Below are 17,811 nucleotides of genomic sequence, written 5' to 3'. Positions count from 1 at the left end.
ATACCAAAACCAGACGGTTTCATGCTATTTTTATGCCAGTTATTATTGAATTTTCAAGGTGCATAGGCACTTATTCAAGTGCGAAGTTTGAGTAACTTACCCTTAATGCCAACACTTGATGTGATCAATAATCCTAGATGGAAGGGCAAAAACACAATATATAAACCCAGCGTAATGGATCGAATTTATATCATGGATAATTGGTTTGATACATCATTGTTATCCGTAAGGATTTTTGGAACAGATGTTTCGGCTGAAAACAATCTTTCGGCAAGTGACCACTATGGAGTAATTGCAGAAATAAACTTCCGCAAATAAAATGTAATACTACAAAGACATAATCGAAACATTGCAGTCCATAATGGACGGACATTTATTAAATGATTATATGAATTTTCGAGAATCAAATCGCTAATCATAATATTTTCCAGGAAATTGCTTCTTTTCCAAGTCCTTCAGATTATCCGGCAAATGATAGCTTTTCAGATGATTGAAGCTCTCCAGCTTCACATTTCCAAGATAATCAGCCGAAAAAGTAATCTCATCGTTGCCAATGGTATCATGAGGCCCCAGGTATGGATTTGATGTGAAAGTAACATAATACGTACGGCCATCCGCTGAAACTTTTTTGACAAAGACACTATAATAATTTACAATTGGAGAAATCGTATAGTATCCATCATAAAAATTATCCGAGGCCTCCATGATTTCTGTCAAGTAAGTATTCACCAGCAACTGATTATACTGGTCTTTCATATTAGGGGACAGCATGGCAGCAGTCGTCCCATCGTAACGATCCGTTTTCCCATATAGAACACAAATAAGAATTAAGTCAAAGAATAGTATTAATATTATTAATTTCTTTCTATTTTCCTTCATCCGTCCAAGCAAATCTATCCCCCCTGTGGTTAATTATATGGGGGATAGACCGCTTTAGACTTTTTTATCCTCTTGTAAGCCACTATTCTACCATCTTGTCATATTCATCCGCATGACCTATACTAATTCTTTATTTCATTAATCAGCCATTGTCTCAGCCCATTCAAATCCTCTTCTTTATATTCGAGTCCCTTCTCACCACAATACCATTCCCTTATGGCATGGTCAATCACATACCGGAAGCTCTCCGGCGCATAATCCCGTGCCCAGATACCTCCGTCATACTTGGATAAAATCCTCTTCTCTTTCTTATAAGACAAAATCCGCCCAAGAATTAAGATATTGCTTGAAAAATATTTCGGATCATATGCTCTAAAATCATATTCATCAATATCATTGCTGATGGATCGCCAGAAATCCTCCTCCGGCACAACAGGAAAAGCCTCTTTCACAGGCTTTCCATAAATACAAATGCCGCTTTGATTGGTGAGATGTACATGACAGGCGATATCCCCATCACAAAAATCCTCGTCCACAAGAAAGCTTTCTTTTATCTTGCCGCTCAGCAGCTCTTGATAATGCCCGGTCCAGGCATTGCTGTAATGGAATTGGCAGGATGTCGGATGCTTCCAGGGCTTAAGATCCTTTGTCCAGATGGCGGACATTTCAAGAGACGCCGGCCTGTTGTCCGCTTCAATTATATCCCGGGCTATCCGGAGCCGTTCCTCCCTGCTGATATGCCTGTCACACAGGATCAGCAAGTCGATATCGCTCACCCCTTCTACGAAACAGTTTAACACAATAGAGCCATGTATATAAATGCCTGTCACCGTTTTTCCCATACAATTCAGCCAAATATCCTTTACTTGTCTGATCTGCTCCTTAACCTCTGCGGAAAGGGTCTTGTCATTTTGAAATTCCATATCCTATTCTCCTATAAAATACTTCTCTACACTTCCTTTGCATAGTCTTTATCATAGGATTCCTTTATCCAGGAAATGAAGACCTCCAGCTCCCAGTGATATCTGTGGATACTCGCCTTCTTCTCATAGCCGATTTTCTGGTAAAAGGTCTGATCCCCTCCCAGCATTCCCGTGCATTCAGGAAATATCTCCTTTACCCTATTAGCAGCTTCATGCAGAATTGCCGTGGCAATTCCCTTTCTTCTCTCCCACCACACAACAGCCAGCGGCTCCAGCTCACAATACGGCATCTTCTCATCACACCACAGGATTGCCATGGCAACCGGCCGTTTTTGCGCATCCAGAACGCACAGATCCAGCTCCTTTCTATGATGCTTCATCTTCCGCAAATCATGGAATGCCTGCTCTCCATGCTCACAGGCATAATCATCGCCGCCATAGCCAAAGGACAGCCGATGGGTATTGGAAAGATAAAAATCCGGAGTTGTATTGGCATCCGCAAAGGTATAGCCCTCAGGAAGCTTCACCGGGAACGGCTCTTCTCCAAAGGGAAGGATATAGAGCTCTTCCTCCCGATCCTCCTTGCAAAAGCCTGCCTGCAGAACCATTTCCTTTAACACCTTGTTCCATTCCGGCACACACAGGTTCACATACCGGGTTAAGCGGTCTTCCTTGATCCCTGCGGCATATGTTTTTGCAAACCTTATCATCTCCGCCAGAAGCTCCCTGTCTTCCCCCCGTTCCTTCGAATCAAACAGGAAGAATGCGTCTCCGCCGTGATTTCCTTCATTGATAACACAGGCCGCCACTTTCCCGCCCTCTCTGTAGACGCCCACCGTATGCTCCCATGCATGATAATGCCCGGTGAAGGCCGGGTGCAGCCCTTTGGAAAATTCATGGCGGCTCAATCCCCAGATCGGATATTCCCATTGATACGAGGCCAGAGCCATCTCTTCAATCTCATCAAAATCTTCTTCCTTATAAAAATTAAATTCATAACGCATATTCTTCTTCCTCCCCATACCTGAAGCTTTATGCAGTAATTCTACCATTTTCACCGGCCTGGATAAATGTCATAAATAATTATACTTGTTTATGACATCAAAAGGAAGCCCTTGCTTAACTCTCCAGAATGCATTAAAATAAACAGGTCCGAACCATATCAACGATTCATTCCATGGGGGTTATGAAATAAATGAAGATCGAAAAAATCAATTCCAGAAACGCAGCATATCAGAAATTTGAAGTATTGAAAACAAATAGAAACAAGAGATATAAATATCAGGAATTCCTGGTAGAAGGTGTCCGAAATATCAATGAAGCCGTCAAAAACAACTGGACGATTCAAGCCTTCCTGTATTGCAAGGAGCTGTCCTTATCCGATTGGGCGAAGGGATTATTAAGCTCCGTCAAAACGGAACTAAACTATGAGCTGTCCTTGCCGTTAATGAGAGAACTTAGCGGAAAAGAAGACACCTCAGAATTATTGGCCATTATAAAAATGAAGGAAGATAACCTGGATGAATTAAGCTTCTCCGACAATCCCATTCTGGCATTGTTTGACCGGCCTTCCAATAAGGGCAACCTGGGAACCATAATCCGCTCCTGCGATTCCCTGGGCGTGGAAGCGCTTTTCGTCACAGGACATTCGGTAGACCTGTATGATCCTGATGTGATAACCTCCTCCATGGGTTCCTTTTTCAATATGAGGGTGATTCGTGTTCCGGAAAATCAGAAGATTTTTGATTTCCTGGGTGAAATGAAGAAGAGATATCCCACCTTCCAATCCATCGGAACCACCGCCCACAAGGAGCATCCCTTGTATCATCTGGATCTGACTAAGCCCACCCTGTTTATGATCGGCAACGAAACGGACGGCTTATGCCATGCCTTCCAGGAAGCCTGCGATATCCTGGGCACTATTCCGATGGCGGAATCCTCCTATGCTTCTTCCTTTAATGTAGGCTGTGCGGCAACCGTCATGTTTTACGAGGCTTACCGGCAAAGATTCCAATATAATTAAACCACGCAGGGCCGCTGCAAAATGGATTTAACCTCGTATATCTATGATCCCTTTCCCCTGTATCAAAACATATCCTGGAGAAGTATCACAATATATCACGGCAAAAATTCATTCTGCAACGGCCCTTATCATGCAATTCCAAACTATTCTCTTATCCTTAACTGTAAATGATTCTTCTAACCGTATCAAACGCCAATCCATATGCCTCAGATATCTGGGAAATGGATTTCCCGGCCTTATACTTCCTTTTCATATCATTATTTCTCTGCAAATAATAGGTACGGGAGCCGCTTTTTTCACCCCATCTCTTCTGTCTGTTGCCATGGGGGACATAAAGCAAATCCCCTTTTACATATCCTTGAATTTCCTTTAATAATTCTTCCGGTAATACATCTGCTGCATTTATATATTTCATTGATATCCGCTCCTTATTTATCATAATCAAATAAAGGCAGAATAAGCAGATAATGTATCCCTCCCATCCCATGCAGAAATGGCTTACATTATCGTTATTCTGCATGGGATAAGGCTTTGTTGTTGTGATGTTTTCTTGACATGATGTGCTTCGTAATACTCACCTCCCGGTCAACCAGGTATAAACCCTTGTTTCGTTTATACCATTATAGCATTCTTGCTCTGTCTGCTGCAACCAGTTTGTTTCCTTAGGGCTATAATCCCTTGCCTAACGTACCATAATGCATTAAAATGAATTAAAATGAATTATTGCTATTGACTCTGACGTCGTGTCGCACTTTATAATCCTTACTATAAAGAAGGAGGGTGCTATGAAAGAACTAAAGACTATCACTCAGGTGACCAAGCTATTCGGAGTATCCACAAGAACACTCCGTTACTATGAACAGATTGGATTATTGCAAAGCCAGCGGATGGAGGACTATTCCTATCGGGTATATGACGAAAACGCCTGCCTGCGTTTGAAACAAATCCTTGTTTTACGCAAGCTGCGCATTTCCCTGAAGCAGATTGCCATTCTTCTGGGCAATCACAGTACCTTGCAGGCCATCGAGGTGTTTATGGAAAACATCAGTGAGCTGGATGCTGAAATCGGCTCGCTGTCAACCATCCGGGACATTCTCAATCGGTTTGTGGAGGAGCTGCGCACCAGGTCAGGCGTCAGCTTAAACTCCGATCTATTGAATGATACTGCCATACTCTCCATGATCGCTCCCCTTTCTTTAACAAAGATTAATTTTAAGGAGGACACTGCCATGAACGAGTTAAACCAGGCAAATGAACAATTAAACAGATTGTCTGACCGGGATGTGCGCATCGTATATCTGCCCCCGGCAGCCGTAGCAGCATACCAGTATGTCGGAGATGACCCAGAGATGCATGTGGGCCAGGTACTTGGCCGATTTGTGCGGGAAAGTGATCTGATTCATGTGAAGCCCGACGTCAGGCACTATGGATTTAACGCTCCTAATCCTGTCGATGAAACGAATTATCACGGCTATGAAATGTGGGTAACGGTTCCAGAAGACATGCCCATCCCCGAACCGCTGATCAGAAAGCAGTTTGAGGGAGGCTTATATGCCGCGTATATGATTCCCTTCGGAGCCTTTGAGGAGTGGGGACGCCTTGCCGAATGGGTGCAGAACAGCAAAGCATATGAATACCGAGGAGACTGGAACCATGAAAATATGTTCGGATGGCTGGAGGAGCATTTGAATTATGTGAATCATGCCCTGCAGGAGAATAGTGAACCAGAGGGAATGCAATTAGATTTGCTGATTCCCATAAGAGAAAAAAATCCTGCCCCCGGTGCCTGACACCACAAAGCGAGGTGGGCCCTAAAGATCAGATCTTTAGGGCCCACCTCGCTTTGTGGTGTCAGGCACCGGTTCTATTGGCGCATTGCAAACTGTTTGGGTGTAATTCCAAAATACTTCTTAAACAGACGAATAAAATAAGCATCGTTCTTGTATCCCGCAAGACCTGTGACCTCTATAACAGTTTTCCCTTGTTTCAGCAGTTCTTTTGAAAAAAGCAATCTTTTTGAAGTGATATATTGGTTTAGTGTCAAGCCGGTTTCTTTTTTAAAGAGCTCGCAAAGATATGATTTATTGATATAAAAGTGCTCTGACAAGCGTTCTATGGATAATTCGCTGCCAATATTGCGGTTTATATATTGGAGAATGGAATGAATTCTGGCGCTTGTCCTTTTGACAACGGTCTCCGACTTGCTTCTTGACTTGCAAGCGGTTGTGAGAAAAAGCAGCAGTTCACACAGCTTCAGCTTGATATAGACCGTATTTCCCTCATAGTCACCATTGACATGACAAAGAACGTCTTCCAGCAATGCGGTCACTTCGATAATCTCATCGCAGGTAAGGGACAGCCTGTTTTTCAAATGCTTCATCGCATCGCTGTAGAGATACATCAAATCCCCTTCCGGGAACAGGCCGGTAACTTGGTGGGGATCAAATAAAATGATGTAGCGCTCGTATTCCAGATCCTTCGGAACAAAATTTTTATGCAGGTCCGTATCATTAAAGAAGAACAGATCACCGCTCCTGGCCTCATGTATAGCATCATTGACAAAAAAACGGTTGCCTCCCGATACGGATAGATTCAATTCATAATAGTTGTGAAAGTGAGCGGAGGACATTGACCAGTTCTTCGTCGTGCTATGGCCAAATCTGATCTTCGGCCCTTCCGGTATGCTTTCAAATAAGGCATCCATATCTTTCATCCCCCACTCCCGACAAAAAGTATACTTTTAACGATTATATCATAAGTATTTACTTTTTATCAATGATATTATACTGGTATAACACCATTGATAAAAAGCAGGTACTGCAATAGAATAAAGAGGGGAAGAACATGAAGAAATTAATCGCATTATATGCTTCAAGCCGCTATTGGAATGATGAAACGGAGTGGAAGGCTGCCCGCGTAGCTTTAGCAGCGCAGATGAGGGACATTTCCTCAGAAAACGTGCTGATTACAACCAGGGAAGATGCAGCCCGAATGCCTGAAGCCGACCGCCTGGCAAAGGAAGGGATCCTGGTTCATGAGGTTCGTCCCGGGGTTATTGCTACCGATATGACCAGCGGAGTGAAGGAAAAGTATGACAAGCTCATTGAGGACGGCGCCTTCCACGTACAAAAACTTTAAGGAGGCGGCAGCAATGCGTCTATTTATTGCAGAGGATGTACAAAGAATCTGGGATTGTTATTCACAGGAACAGGTGGGAGGCTGCCCGGTTATTAACCATACTGAACTTTATACGAATCCTGAAAAGTATGTTGATACAGAGTTTATTTTTTCAACATGGGGAATGATCCGACTGAACCGGGATGAGGTTGCAACGTATTTTCCCAATCTGAAAGCGGTTTTTTATGCCGCAGGCACTGTGAGCGGCTTTGCCCAGCCATTTATAGAGAACGGAGTCCGTGTTTTCAGTGCGTGGAGCGCCAATGCCATACCGGTGGCTGAGTATACTGCCGCGCAAATAATATTGGCCAACAAGGGTTTTTACCAGCTTCACCAACGTTATAAAGAATCCGGCCTTATGGCGGCAAGACAATATGGAGATACCTTTCCCGGCAATTACGGGACAAAAGTAGGACTGATTGGCACAGGGCAGATCAGCCGGCATATCATCAAGCTCCTTCAACCATATAAGCTGGATATCTATGTGACAAGCGATTATCTTACCGAAGAAGACGCCAGGAAACTGGGCGTCACACTGTCTGACCTTGATTATATTTTTGAGAACTGCCAGACCATTTCGAACCATCTGGCAAATAAACCCGAAACCGTTGGTTTGCTCAACGAAGCCTATTTTTCAAAAATGAAAGCCAACGCCACCTTCATCAATACAGGCAGAGGAGCCCAGGTAGAAGAAGCCGCACTGATCAGGGCTATGAAGGAAGAACCTCGAAGAACCGCCCTCCTAGACGTGACAGATCCGAAAGAACCCTTAGATCCTGATGATCCCATCTGGGAGGTTCCCAACATCATCATCACACCGCACAGAGCAGGATCCATGACGGAAGAAATAAGAAGAATGGGCGCTTACATGCTGGACGAGTATAAACGCTTGATTCAAGGGGAAGAACCGCTGTATGAGATAACCCTTGATCTCCTCAGAAAACTGGCTTAAGGGGCTAGGGCACTATTTCAGGAGGCTCTGTATCTTAAACAAACGAAAGGAATGGATTTGGAAATGATCGGATTGACATCAGTTACTTTTAGAAACCTGAATTATAAGGAAATCATCCAACTGTGTGCAGACAATGGAATCAAGGCCATAGAATGGGGCGGCGACATTCATGTTCCTGTAGGCGAGTTCGAACTCGCCGCTGAAGTAGGGGCTTTGACTAGAAGAAACGGCATCAGCACTTATTCCTACGGCAGCTATTATCGCCTCGGGGAAAGCCGGCAGCCGGAAAACGACTTTGAAGCGGTCGTAAAAACAGCAGCCTCCCTTGGGTGCTCCCTTGTCCGAATATGGGCAGGCAGCACGGACGGGGATTGCAACCTGGAAGAAACCATCTCGGACAATATGGAGGAGCTTCGAAGGATCTGTCCGATTGCCGCCGGATATCAGATAAAAATCGGGCTGGAGTACCATAGGAATACCCTCACCGAAACGAAGGAAGTGACCAGAAGACTCCTGGATGAAACCGGTGCGGATAATCTCTATACCTATTGGCAGATGAATCCGGACATCTCTCACGAAGAAAGACTTGAAGAAATTGAGCTGCTGAAGGATAAGATCTGTAATATCCATGCCTTCTACCTTGAGAAATCCGGAGAAAAACCGGCAAAGGATGTCAGATGCTCCTTAAAAAAAGGCATGCCTTATTGGAGCGAATACTGGAAGCTGATAAAGCCCCTCGGCTGTAATCTGATCATTGAATTTGTCAAGGATGACCGCATCCAACAGCTTGCCGAGGATGTTGAGTCCCTTCGGATCTTGCAGAACTCAGACATAGCGCAGCGTTCCAATACAATGGGGAGTGGTTCATTATGACCTTAGCAGTCAATACCTATGTATATGATGCGGTCGTGGTCGGAAGCGGATGTGCAGGCTTTAACGCCGCGGACAGTCTTTATGACATGGGGGTGGTAAACATCTGCCTTATAACGGAAGGAATCAAAAAAGGGACTTCCCGCAACACCGGCAGTGACAAACAGACTTATTATAAATTATCCCTCTCGTCAAGCGGCAGCGCCAACCTTCAGGAGTGGCAGTATGGACTGGCTTCGGTCAAATTCCGCTGGAACGTGTCCGGAACCTATCAACAGGTTCTTCCCAGATACTACTCTGTTGATGCGGAAGGAGTGGAACGGGAATTCCTTTTTGATTCCCATCTCTCAGAAAAAGATGTTATGGAGCGGGTATTTCTGAAAGGGTGTCAATGGCCCTTTGATGTCAATAAGCTCGGCGGTTCTTCGGATATAGACATGCTGGTCTACCATGAGACCGAATTTTTGGGAAGAAAGGTGTATATGGACTTTCGGAAGAATCCCATGCACCTGGATGAAGCCTTCCAGGCGTTGCCGGATGAAGCCTTTACCTATCTCAAAAACTCGGGAGCTCTTTTTGGAACACCCATCGAACGGCTTGAAAAAATGAATCCAAAGGCTATCGAACTCTATCGCAGTCACAATATTGACCTCTATAAAGAACCTCTGGAGGTCAAGGTTTGCGCTCAGCATCAGAATGGCGGCAGAGATTGACGAAGCGATATCCGGTTATTTTGACAGGTATGATTTTTCTGCCGGCAGCAGCTTGATTACGGTTTTCAAGGACTATGACATGTTAATTATGCAGCGGGCGGTATTGTCCGCCATGATAGAAAGCGGAGAAAAACTCGGCAGCAGGGGATCCGGTTATGTAAGCTGCGGCGGCGATGTGTGCCATCATAGCTGCAATACTGAGCAGGATAACGGGCACTTCGAATCAGGTCAGGGCAAATCAAAACAAACAAAGAATGCAAAGCTCGTTACTTACCTGAAGAACGGCGCCTTTGTCAGTGAGCTTGCGGATGTGAAGCCGATCCCCGACAGCAATCAGTGGTTTGAAACGGTCTGGGCGGAGCATCTGAAAAGATAGCTCCCGCAAGAAGTCATAGAGAGTGAACTATATTGTCAGGAGGATGAGCAATGAATCTGCAGGAAATTAAAGAAGCATTACTATATGGTGACCAGAACATTCAACATAGTTCCGCCTTGTTTGCTGAAGGCAGAGATCCCGGGAAATGGAGGGAAATCCGGGAGAGCTCCTATTACAAAGAGGAGCTGCAGGCAATTAGGAATGCCGGAGAGAGATATCTCCGGGAACCAATTCATTCTCTTCGCTTTTCAGACTATAAGATATTTGACACCACGGGATCGCGGAAAGAATACCAGAAGGAATATTTCAGCCACCGCGGAAGGCTCAATGCTTTTGCCATCTTAGCCCTGGCATACGGCGAAGATAAGTACCTATCCGCCCTGGAGGATGCTATTTGGGCAATTTGCGACGAATATTCCTGGTGCCTGCCCGCGTGTATGGACGGACAAAGCATTGCTGTTATACAAAAGAGCAATGCACCTGAGCCTTGGAACGATAAAATTAATAAAAATATTAGGGAACACGATAAAATTGTAGATCTGTTTGCTGCTGAAACCTCCTATACATTGTCGGAAATATGCTCCCTGCTTGAGCACAGGCTGGCTCCTCTGGTCGTCCACAGAGCAAGGAAGCTGATTCTGGAAAGAGTTCTTGAGCCATACTGTGAGATCAATTCCATGTTTTGGTGGGAGACCTGTACCAACAACTGGGCCGCCGTCTGCGCCGGTTCCGTAGGCGCCGCTGCCCTATACCTAATTAAGGATAGTATGGTCTTAACACCAGTCCTGCTTAAGCTTCTCAATGCCCTGAAGTCTTTCCTCAGCGGATATGAGGAGGATGGAGCCTGCACCGAAGGACTTGGCTACTGGAATTATGGCTTCGGCTTCTATGTCTATTTTGCAGAGCTGTTAAGACAGCGGACAGCGGGAAGAATTGATCTGATGCAGGGAGAAAAGGTGAAAGCGATTGCCCTCTTCCAGCAAAAATGCTTACTGGGCGGAAACAGTGTTGTCAGTTTTTCCGACGGCGCCATTTATTCCAATTTCAACCCCGGGCTTACAAATTATCTGAAAAACCGCTTTGAGGAAGTGGAGATCCCGGACATCAGCTATCGCAGCGGATTTTCCGATGACCCCTGCTATCGTTGGGCTGCTGACAGCCGTAATTTGATATGGAGTCACGCTGCTATGAAGGGCAGCCAATTAACGGATGCCTCCTACTATCTTAAGGACGCAGGATGGCTGATTTCCCGTAAAAAAACAGATAACAGCCTGTTTGTTTTCGCCGCGAAAGGAGGGCATAACGGTGAGTCTCATAACCATAACGATATCGGCAGTTTTATTCTTAATATTAACGGAGATTCCATCCTAACCGATCTCGGAGCAGGAGAATACACAAAACAGTATTTCGGACCGGAACGCTATGATTATCTGTGCAATAGTTCCCGGGGCCATTCCGTGCCCATCATTGATGGAACGTACCAGGGCGCAGGAACAGAATATGCGGCCCGTATTCTTGAGCAAGCTTCTTCAGAAGACGGAGATGTTTTTACTTTAGATATCGCAAAAGCATACCCGGATAACAATCTGATATCCCTTACCCGTAATTTTGCGTTCCGGAAAGGGATACAGCCAGTCATGGTTTTAAAAGATACCTATGTTTTTGGAAATGAACCTGCGGCTGTGATAGAACGTTTTGTCACATTACAGGAACCAAAGCTGCTGCAGCCGGGCAAAGTACAAATCAGCGCTGCCGGCGGAAGTATTATTTTAACCTACGACCCCAATAAGCTGGACTTCAGCATAGAAAAGGATGTTTTCCTGAATCACGGATTAATCGCTCAGGATGTATACTTCGTGGATTTAAAAGCAGAGCAGCTTAAGAAGAAGTTCACTGCTGAGATCAGTTTTGAACTGAAGGATATATCGTGAAAGAATGAATATTTATATTGGCAACCGGGTTTACTGATCATGTATCAGGGCAGGACTATGTCTTGCTCTGATTTTTTGGGCAAACAAGAAAATTTAAATAAATATTCATTTCATCCGCACATGGGATGTTATACAATCGTTATACATAGTGAAAGGAGGTCTCATATGTCCCTGGAGTTGGAAGACCAATACGACAAAATATACCGGTACTGCTACTTTAAAGTGAGGAATCAGGCAACTGCAGAGGATTTGACCCAGGAAACCTTCCTGCGCTATTTCACTCAGACCTCCTATGTAAACAAAGGAAAAGCCCTTGCTTACCTCTATGTGATCGCCAGGCACCTGTGCACCGATCATTTCCGCAAGCTTCCGGTTCTCCCGCTGAATGAGGAGTTTATCCCTTTGGGAGAGTTCCCTTCTTCCGGGGAGGTGAGCTCATCCCATACCCCCATCCCTTCTACCTCGCTTCCTGCGGCCGATGAATTTACCCGTCGGGAGACAAGTCTGGTCGTCAGGGAGGCGGTGGCTTCTTTGCCAAAGGAAGCTCAGGAGCTGCTGTTGCTTCACTATTCCAACGAGCTGGGTGTCGGCGAAATTGCCGCTGTTCTGGGCATTTCCCGCTTCAGTGTCCGCCGAAGGCTGAAGGCCGCCTTAAAACAATTAAAAGAATTACTCAGAGAGGAGGACTTTCTATGAATAAAAAACTTGAAAAAGCCCTGCAAACAGCTTTTGAAGCGCCGCCTCCGGCCCATAAGGAACGCTTCCTGAAACAGCTGCCCTTTCCTAAGATCACTTACGGAGAATTCTTATTTCGCCAGCTTCCCTATATTCGCAGGCGAGTATGGGCGGCTTCCGCTTTGATTATCCTGCTTGGCTGGGCCATTGCCTTCCGTTTTCCGATGTTCCGGCATTGGAATCCGGATGAAATAAAGATCTGGAGCCTTTCCGCCGCCCTTCCGTTTCTGGCGATGATCACCGTTACAGAGGTCTATCGTTCCGCCGCTTACCGCATGGCCGAGCTGGAAGGAAGCTGCCGGTTCAGTCTGCCGCAGATTGTTATGGCACGGATGAGCATTCTCGGAGCGGCAAACTCTGTTGTTTTGATCCTGCTGCTTATCTTTGCAAATCAAATATCGGTATACGGTCTGTTGCAGACCATTTGCTATTTAACGGTGCCCTATCTCATAGTCTGCGCCGTCTGCCTGTGGACGCTGAACCGGATGCACGGCCAGGACGGTGTCTACGCCTGCGCTGCCGCCACAGGACTCGTCAGTATACTCAGCATCTTCTCGGAAAGCATGACAGGGCTTCTTTATTCCGACGCCTGGCTGAAGGGCTGGCTGGCACTTTCCGTCTGCTGCCTGGGAGTGATCGGCTCTCAGATGCGCAAATTAGTCAAACAAATGGAGGATAGGCAATGGAACTTAAGCTTGACAGAATAACCAAACAATACGGAAGTAAAATAGCCTGCGACCGAATTACAATCTCTTTTGAAAAAGGGGTCCATGGGCTTCTTGGGGCAAACGGCGCGGGGAAGACCACACTGATGCGCATGATGTGCGGCGTGCTGACGCCGACCTCGGGAACCGTCCGGTTCAATGATATTGATGTCAGTCATGAAGATTACCGCGATGCGCTGGGATACCTGCCCCAGGATTTCGGATACTATCCCGAATTCACCGCACTGGATTTCATGCTTTACCTTGCGGCACTCAAAGGCTTGCCAAAACCAAGGGCAAGGGAAAGAGCGTGGGAGCTGCTGGAACAGGTCTCCCTTGAGAATATGGCGAAGAAGAAAATCAAGACCTTCTCCGGGGGAATGAAACAGCGGCTGGGAATCGCACAGTCCATGCTGAATGATCCCAGAATACTGATTTTAGATGAGCCCACCGCCGGGCTTGACCCCAAGGAGCGGGTGCGCTTCCGCAACCTGATCTCACGCCTTGGAACGGAGCGAATCGTATTGCTCTCGACTCATATTGTTTCCGATATAGAGCATATTGCAAATACCATCCTGATTATGAAAAACGGGCAGTTGATTCATCAGGGAACCCGGGATGAAATCATACAGACCATTGACGGCAAGGTATGGGAGTGTACCCTGCCCCAATCCGAAGCGGATCGTCTGTGCGAAAAATATCCGGTTATTAATCTCCGCCAGGAAGGTGCCGCGGAGATATTCCTGCGCCTGGTTTCCGAGGAAAAACCTTATGCTTCGGCCTTGGATGCACAAGCTACACTGGAGGATCTGTATTTATACTATTTTAGTGAGGTGAGTGAAAAATGAGTGAATTCCGGAGCTTAGTCCGCTTTGAATATAAGAAAATCTTAATGAGGAAGGGCTTTGTCCTCTCTCTTATCCTGGTTCTGCTTGTCATTCTGTTAAGCTGTTCCACCTCTGTCCTTGGGAATTACGGCATCAACAATGAGAGCAATTACGAAGGAATGAAGAAAGACCGTGCTTATGCGAGAGCCCTGTCGGGAAGAAAGCTGGATGCGGATCTGATCCTGGAAGCTGCCGGGGCTTATGCCCGGGTTCCGGGTTCCTCCAAGCGGTATAGCGATACGGAGGACTACCAGTCATATGCCAGACCCTATAGCAGTGTCTTCGGTTTAATGGGGATTTACAACAATTCAGGCTTTGGATTATCCGACATGCAGAATATGACCCCGGAACAGGCTCTCTCCTACTATGATATCCGGGAGGCGAAGCTGAAGAAAACTCTGGAGGGTTCGGTCATGAACCATAACTCCTTGCAGAAGCTGCTGCGGCTGGAGCAGAAGGTTCAAAAGCCCTTCGTTCTCGAGGCTGTGACCGGATATGAGAAATTTCTGGCTCTCATGTATACCGCCGGTTTTCTGATCGCCTTTGTTATTGCAGTCTGCCTTTCGCCCCTCTTTGCAGGGGAATATGCCAGCGGAACCGACCAGCTGATTCTTCCCTCCAAAAACGGAAAGCGCTCTCTGATCGCTGCAAAAATCCTGACCGGACTTTCCGCCGCCATACTTCTGTGCGCCCTTTTTTCCTTAACCCTGTATCTGGGCTGTATGATAATTTACGGCTTTGACGGTTTTACCGCACAGATCCAGCTTCTGCTGCCCATGTCCCCCTATCCCCTCACCATAGGGGGACTGACTCTGCTCCTCTTTGGCAGCACATTAGCGGGCAGCCTGCTGCTGGCGGCAATTACCATGCTTCTCTCCGCCCGGCTCAAATCCCCCTTCGGAGTCATCATTATCATGAGCATATTTATCATTGCCCCCATGTTCATCAGCATTCCTCCGGCCTATGACCTCCTGGATCAGCTCTTCAATCTGCTGCCCATGAATATGGTGACGATCTGGGGCATCACCTCCACCAACCTCTACGAGATACTGGGGCTGTCCCTGGAACCATACCTGTTCAGACCCATCTTCGCTGTCGTAATGACCATAGCACTGCTGCCATTTGCTTATAAAATCTTTAAAAATCATCAGGTGAGGTAACAGCAAGGGCTTATAAATACTTCAACCAACAGCGATGTATGCCCTTTCCTTGGTATACATCGCTATTCCCTGTTCACCATCCTGCATTATCCAATATTACATGACTGCTGCTATCTAATGTTTAATTAATATTTTCTTTTCAGGTTAAATATGTTACAATAATCCGGTAGCGCAAATAAGCACTTCGCGGTGTACGATGCAGTTATGGTGGTTCTCACAACTCATATTACAGGAAGATTTCATAATTAGGAAAAGAGGATGAAGGAACATGAAAAACAATCTATTTACAATAGGGCCGCTGACGGTTCATGGTTATGGCCTGATGATCGCCATCGGCGCCCTTGCCGCCTATCTTGTGACAGAATACCGGGCCAAAAAGAAGGGGATGCAATATGAGCTGGTCTTCAATCTTTTTATATGGTGTCTGGTGGGCGGCGTAATCGGCGCAAAGGTGCTTTATTGGATCACCCAGATGAAAGATATCATTGCCAATCCTGCTTTACTGCTGGATATCACCCACGGTTTTGTCGTGTATGGCGGTATTATCGGAGGCATCTTCTCCGGCTTCTTATTTACCCGGAAACACAAGCAGAATTTTCTCCAGTTCTTTGATGTGGTTATGCCCTCTATCGCTCTGGCACAGGGCTTTGGAAGACTGGGCTGTGTCCTGGCCGGCTGCTGCTATGGGCTGGAGACTTCAAGCCATTTCCATATCATTTTTCGTGAATCGGATTTCGCGCCCAATAATGTGTCTCTCATCCCTACCCAGCCCCTTTCAAGCGCGTTGAATTTCCTGCACTTTGCCATCCTTGTGCTGATATCGAAGAGAACCAAGGCGCACGGCCAGGTTGCGGGCTTTTATCTCATGTTCTACAGCGCCGGACGCTTTGTTATGGAATTCTTCCGGGGAGATCTGGAACGCGGAACAGTAGGGAATGTGTCAACCTCACAGTTCATTGCCATCTTCCTTTTCCTGATCGGTCTGGCTATGGTGATTGTCTTCGGTCTGCTCTCCCGCAGAACTGCTCTTTCCAGCGAAACGGGAACCAATGCCGATATATCTTCAGACGAAGAAACCGAATCGGAGGAATAAAGCACCGCGTCCTTGCGGAACGCCTTTTCTCCCAACGAACATAAAACAGGATGCCAAATAGCCGAAACTGTAAGCTATTTGGCATCCTTTCTTTCAGCAAAATAGTTCTAAGACTAAAAACAACGGAAGAAAAAGATTCTTCGCAGGCTGATCCGGTCAAATTCCCACCGGTTTCTTCTCCAACGGAAGCCCTGTACGAAATCCCTGCCCACAGAGGCGGGATAAAACCAAAATTCATCACCATTCACGAGCCAGATATAAGTGAAGCGGAACAAACACCCCCTCATACCCCTCTGTAATCTCTGGAGCTCATCCCCGCCGGGCCCCGGCCTTACCGGACCCGGTCCCCATGGTCCTGGTCTCCCCGGTCCCTGACCTCCCGGCCCTGGTCTCCCCGGCCCGCCAAAATTGCTTCTCCCCGCCTCCTCCGGCATTCCAGTCTGGCTGCGGTTCGGAGCCTCCGGAATAAAATTCGGCGGCGCGGATCTTGGCTGCCCATTCATCTGCTGCATCTGCGGCTGTCCGTTTACCTGCCGTGTTTCATTCGTAGGCGGAGATATCAATCCTCCCTGTTCCATCGATTGCCTTGGTATATATTCGTACTTCCCATTATTGCCTCTATCATGATTAAACTGATTATACAAGCCGCCTGCTCCTTTCTGCGCAATAACTTATACATTATTCTATGAAGCTCACATGTAAAAAGTTATGCGAAAAAGGAGTTTCTCCCGGTATTAGAATTCTTTTTTCAGATACAGGCGGACGGATATGGTATAGGACACTGCCAGGGCAAAGAGCAGAAGAAGGGGCAGCAGTACATATGCATTGTCCATGAGTCTGTACCCTATATTAATCAGTTCCCCCGATATGGTGATTCTACCATCCTTTACTGCGTTGCTCATCAAGAAGAAGATCGCAAAGGGAATGATATAAATCATAAAAAAGATTAATCTTGCCTTTTCCACTCCCAGCTTAGTAATAAACGGAATGGTAATACTATAAAACAGGATGACAATAGCCGCACCGATCCAACACCCCATTACTCCCGATGCAATCTGCTCATTCCCGATGATAGCATTCAATACTATCGTAAGCACGGTTCCTACTGCAGAACCAATCAAGGTCAAAAAAATCATAATTGCATATTTACCGCGGATAATATCCTCTCTCGAAACCGGCATGGTGAGCGCATAGATATCCCATTTTGCCGCTTCATCGGAAGAATAGGCATTCAGAGTCAGCATTGCGATCAGCACCGTAAATAAACTGGAGAAAAAGCTGGGATCCTTGGAGGTAAAAGCCATAATCACATATAATAATGCCGCCGTCGAAAAAATTTTAATATTCTTCTTTAAATTTACAAAATCCTTGATTACTAACCCTATCAT

General features: G+C 46.1%; 21 protein-coding genes. 14 read left to right on the top strand and 7 right to left on the bottom strand.

The genetic code is table 11. The features are described 5' to 3' along the window. The first annotated feature begins 105 nt into the window (after window positions 1–105). Window positions 106–318 (top strand): exonuclease/endonuclease/phosphatase family protein, encoded by a 213-nt coding sequence (locus tag HNQ56_RS23280; RefSeq protein WP_429150845.1) that lies wholly within the window; start codon window positions 106–108, stop codon window positions 316–318. Between the two features lie 93 nt (window positions 319–411). On the opposite strand, the gene HNQ56_RS23275 is transcribed toward HNQ56_RS23280, so the two are convergent. The 3 genes from HNQ56_RS23275 to HNQ56_RS23265 form a co-directional block, all read right to left on the bottom strand. Continuing rightward, window positions 412–756 (bottom strand): DUF3888 domain-containing protein, encoded by a 345-nt coding sequence (locus HNQ56_RS23275; protein WP_429150844.1) that lies wholly within the window; start codon window positions 754–756, stop codon window positions 412–414. 245 nt (window positions 757–1,001) lie between these two features. After that, complete coding sequence (locus HNQ56_RS23270; RefSeq protein ID WP_429150842.1) at window positions 1,002–1,802, bottom strand: aminoglycoside adenylyltransferase domain-containing protein; 801 nt, start codon at window positions 1,800–1,802, stop codon at window positions 1,002–1,004. A 26-nt stretch (window positions 1,803–1,828) separates the two neighbouring features. Further along, complete coding sequence (locus tag HNQ56_RS23265; protein WP_429150840.1) at window positions 1,829–2,806, bottom strand: hypothetical protein; 978 nt, start codon at window positions 2,804–2,806, stop codon at window positions 1,829–1,831. Window positions 2,807–2,997: 191 nt separating this feature from the next. On the opposite strand from HNQ56_RS23265, the gene HNQ56_RS23260 reads away from it, so the two are divergent. Then, window positions 2,998–3,825, top strand: a complete 828-nt coding sequence (locus HNQ56_RS23260) for a TrmH family RNA methyltransferase (protein WP_429150838.1) — start codon at window positions 2,998–3,000, stop codon at window positions 3,823–3,825. Window positions 3,826–3,982: 157 nt separating this feature from the next. On the opposite strand, the gene HNQ56_RS23255 is transcribed toward HNQ56_RS23260, so the two are convergent. Next, window positions 3,983–4,240: a CD3324 family protein gene (locus HNQ56_RS23255; RefSeq protein WP_429150836.1), complete on the bottom strand. Its 258-nt coding sequence runs from the start codon at window positions 4,238–4,240 to the stop codon at window positions 3,983–3,985. Between the two features lie 370 nt (window positions 4,241–4,610). On the opposite strand from HNQ56_RS23255, the gene HNQ56_RS23250 reads away from it, so the two are divergent. Continuing rightward, window positions 4,611–5,615 (top strand): MerR family transcriptional regulator, encoded by a 1,005-nt coding sequence (locus tag HNQ56_RS23250; RefSeq protein ID WP_429150834.1) that lies wholly within the window; start codon window positions 4,611–4,613, stop codon window positions 5,613–5,615. Between the two features lie 74 nt (window positions 5,616–5,689). On the opposite strand, the gene HNQ56_RS23245 is transcribed toward HNQ56_RS23250, so the two are convergent. After that, window positions 5,690–6,538 (bottom strand): helix-turn-helix domain-containing protein, encoded by an 849-nt coding sequence (locus HNQ56_RS23245; RefSeq protein WP_429150833.1) that lies wholly within the window; start codon window positions 6,536–6,538, stop codon window positions 5,690–5,692. A gap of 131 nt (window positions 6,539–6,669) precedes the next feature. Between HNQ56_RS23245 and HNQ56_RS23240 the strand changes: the two genes are divergently transcribed. The 11 genes from HNQ56_RS23240 (at window position 6,670) to HNQ56_RS23190 (ending at window position 16,423) form a co-directional block, all read left to right on the top strand. Then, window positions 6,670–6,963, top strand: a complete 294-nt coding sequence (locus HNQ56_RS23240) for a hypothetical protein (RefSeq protein ID WP_429150831.1) — start codon at window positions 6,670–6,672, stop codon at window positions 6,961–6,963. A 13-nt stretch (window positions 6,964–6,976) separates the two neighbouring features. Beyond that, a complete protein-coding gene (locus tag HNQ56_RS23235; protein ID WP_429150830.1) occupies window positions 6,977–7,954 on the top strand; it encodes a hydroxyacid dehydrogenase in 978 nt (325 codons plus the stop codon). A gap of 51 nt (window positions 7,955–8,005) precedes the next feature. After that, window positions 8,006–8,827, top strand: a complete 822-nt coding sequence (locus HNQ56_RS23230; RefSeq protein WP_429150828.1) for a sugar phosphate isomerase/epimerase family protein — start codon at window positions 8,006–8,008, stop codon at window positions 8,825–8,827. Next, window positions 8,824–9,537, top strand: coding sequence for a hypothetical protein (locus HNQ56_RS23225; protein ID WP_429150826.1), 714 nt, complete (start codon window positions 8,824–8,826; stop codon window positions 9,535–9,537). Before HNQ56_RS23230 ends, HNQ56_RS23225 begins: the two co-directional genes overlap by 4 nt. Then, window positions 9,521–9,913 carry a hypothetical protein gene (locus HNQ56_RS23220; protein ID WP_429150824.1) on the top strand — a complete coding sequence of 131 codons (393 nt, stop codon included), beginning with the start codon at window positions 9,521–9,523 and terminating at the stop codon, window positions 9,911–9,913. Before HNQ56_RS23225 ends, HNQ56_RS23220 begins: the two co-directional genes overlap by 17 nt. A 50-nt stretch (window positions 9,914–9,963) precedes the next feature. Further along, entirely contained in the window at window positions 9,964–11,844 is a 1,881-nt protein-coding gene (locus HNQ56_RS23215; protein WP_429150823.1) for a heparinase II/III domain-containing protein, read from the top strand. Between the two features lie 165 nt (window positions 11,845–12,009). Continuing rightward, a complete protein-coding gene (locus tag HNQ56_RS23210; RefSeq protein ID WP_429150821.1) occupies window positions 12,010–12,540 on the top strand; it encodes an RNA polymerase sigma factor in 531 nt (176 codons plus the stop codon). Continuing rightward, on the top strand, window positions 12,537–13,286 hold the full coding sequence (locus HNQ56_RS23205) for a hypothetical protein (RefSeq protein ID WP_429150820.1): 750 nt from the start codon (window positions 12,537–12,539) through the stop codon (window positions 13,284–13,286). Before HNQ56_RS23210 ends, HNQ56_RS23205 begins: the two co-directional genes overlap by 4 nt. Next, window positions 13,262–14,131, top strand: a complete 870-nt coding sequence (locus HNQ56_RS23200) for an ABC transporter ATP-binding protein (RefSeq protein WP_429150819.1) — start codon at window positions 13,262–13,264, stop codon at window positions 14,129–14,131. The genes HNQ56_RS23205 and HNQ56_RS23200 overlap by 25 nt, the downstream gene beginning before the upstream one ends. Next, window positions 14,128–15,330 carry an ABC transporter permease subunit gene (locus tag HNQ56_RS23195; protein ID WP_429150817.1) on the top strand — a complete coding sequence of 401 codons (1,203 nt, stop codon included), beginning with the start codon at window positions 14,128–14,130 and terminating at the stop codon, window positions 15,328–15,330. Before HNQ56_RS23200 ends, HNQ56_RS23195 begins: the two co-directional genes overlap by 4 nt. Window positions 15,331–15,598: 268 nt before the next feature. After that, the gene (locus HNQ56_RS23190; RefSeq protein ID WP_429150816.1) at window positions 15,599–16,423 is read left to right on the top strand and encodes a prolipoprotein diacylglyceryl transferase; all 825 of its coding nucleotides are present in this window, start codon (window positions 15,599–15,601) and stop codon (window positions 16,421–16,423) included. Between the two features lie 113 nt (window positions 16,424–16,536). Here HNQ56_RS23190 and HNQ56_RS23185 read toward each other — a convergent pair whose 3' ends face one another. Together HNQ56_RS23185 and HNQ56_RS23180 are read right to left on the bottom strand one after the other, a co-directional pair. Further along, window positions 16,537–17,067, bottom strand: coding sequence for a hypothetical protein (locus tag HNQ56_RS23185; RefSeq protein WP_429150814.1), 531 nt, complete (start codon window positions 17,065–17,067; stop codon window positions 16,537–16,539). A gap of 90 nt (window positions 17,068–17,157) precedes the next feature. Continuing rightward, window positions 17,158–17,811, bottom strand: a complete 654-nt coding sequence (locus tag HNQ56_RS23180) for an ABC-2 transporter permease (RefSeq protein ID WP_429150812.1) — start codon at window positions 17,809–17,811, stop codon at window positions 17,158–17,160.

This window comes from Anaerotaenia torta, from assembly GCF_050433395.1.
GTDB classification, from domain to species: Bacteria; Bacillota; Clostridia; order Lachnospirales; family Lachnospiraceae; genus Mobilitalea; species Mobilitalea torta.
This window is presented reverse-complemented; position numbering and strand designations above follow the sequence as displayed.

Bases quoted from the DNA above. Each gene is read 5' to 3' on its own strand.
- HNQ56_RS23255 (WP_429150836.1), bottom strand. From the start codon at position 4,240: ATGAAATATATAAATGCAGCAGATGTATTACCGGAAGAATTATTAAAG.
- HNQ56_RS23215 (WP_429150823.1), top strand. From the start codon at position 9,964: ATGAATCTGCAGGAAATTAAAGAAGCATTACTATATGGTGACCAGAAC.
- HNQ56_RS23260 (WP_429150838.1), top strand. From the start codon at position 2,998: ATGAAGATCGAAAAAATCAATTCCAGAAACGCAGCATATCAGAAATTT.
- HNQ56_RS23245 (WP_429150833.1), bottom strand. From the start codon at position 6,538: ATGAAAGATATGGATGCCTTATTTGAAAGCATACCGGAAGGGCCGAAG.
- HNQ56_RS23235 (WP_429150830.1), top strand. From the start codon at position 6,977: ATGCGTCTATTTATTGCAGAGGATGTACAAAGAATCTGGGATTGTTAT.
- HNQ56_RS23210 (WP_429150821.1), top strand. From the start codon at position 12,010: ATGTCCCTGGAGTTGGAAGACCAATACGACAAAATATACCGGTACTGC.
- HNQ56_RS23230 (WP_429150828.1), top strand. From the start codon at position 8,006: ATGGATTTGGAAATGATCGGATTGACATCAGTTACTTTTAGAAACCTG.
- HNQ56_RS23240 (WP_429150831.1), top strand. From the start codon at position 6,670: ATGAAGAAATTAATCGCATTATATGCTTCAAGCCGCTATTGGAATGAT.
- HNQ56_RS23220 (WP_429150824.1), top strand. From the start codon at position 9,521: ATGGCGGCAGAGATTGACGAAGCGATATCCGGTTATTTTGACAGGTAT.
- HNQ56_RS23180 (WP_429150812.1), bottom strand. From the start codon at position 17,811: ATGATAGGGTTAGTAATCAAGGATTTTGTAAATTTAAAGAAGAATATT.
- HNQ56_RS23265 (WP_429150840.1), bottom strand. From the start codon at position 2,806: ATGCGTTATGAATTTAATTTTTATAAGGAAGAAGATTTTGATGAGATT.
- HNQ56_RS23225 (WP_429150826.1), top strand. From the start codon at position 8,824: ATGACCTTAGCAGTCAATACCTATGTATATGATGCGGTCGTGGTCGGA.
- HNQ56_RS23200 (WP_429150819.1), top strand. From the start codon at position 13,262: ATGGAACTTAAGCTTGACAGAATAACCAAACAATACGGAAGTAAAATA.
- HNQ56_RS23270 (WP_429150842.1), bottom strand. From the start codon at position 1,802: ATGGAATTTCAAAATGACAAGACCCTTTCCGCAGAGGTTAAGGAGCAG.
- HNQ56_RS23195 (WP_429150817.1), top strand. From the start codon at position 14,128: ATGAGTGAATTCCGGAGCTTAGTCCGCTTTGAATATAAGAAAATCTTA.
- HNQ56_RS23205 (WP_429150820.1), top strand. From the start codon at position 12,537: ATGAATAAAAAACTTGAAAAAGCCCTGCAAACAGCTTTTGAAGCGCCG.
- HNQ56_RS23250 (WP_429150834.1), top strand. From the start codon at position 4,611: ATGAAAGAACTAAAGACTATCACTCAGGTGACCAAGCTATTCGGAGTA.
- HNQ56_RS23280 (WP_429150845.1), top strand. From the start codon at position 106: ATGCCAACACTTGATGTGATCAATAATCCTAGATGGAAGGGCAAAAAC.
- HNQ56_RS23275 (WP_429150844.1), bottom strand. From the start codon at position 756: ATGAAAGACCAGTATAATCAGTTGCTGGTGAATACTTACTTGACAGAA.
- HNQ56_RS23190 (WP_429150816.1), top strand. From the start codon at position 15,599: ATGAAAAACAATCTATTTACAATAGGGCCGCTGACGGTTCATGGTTAT.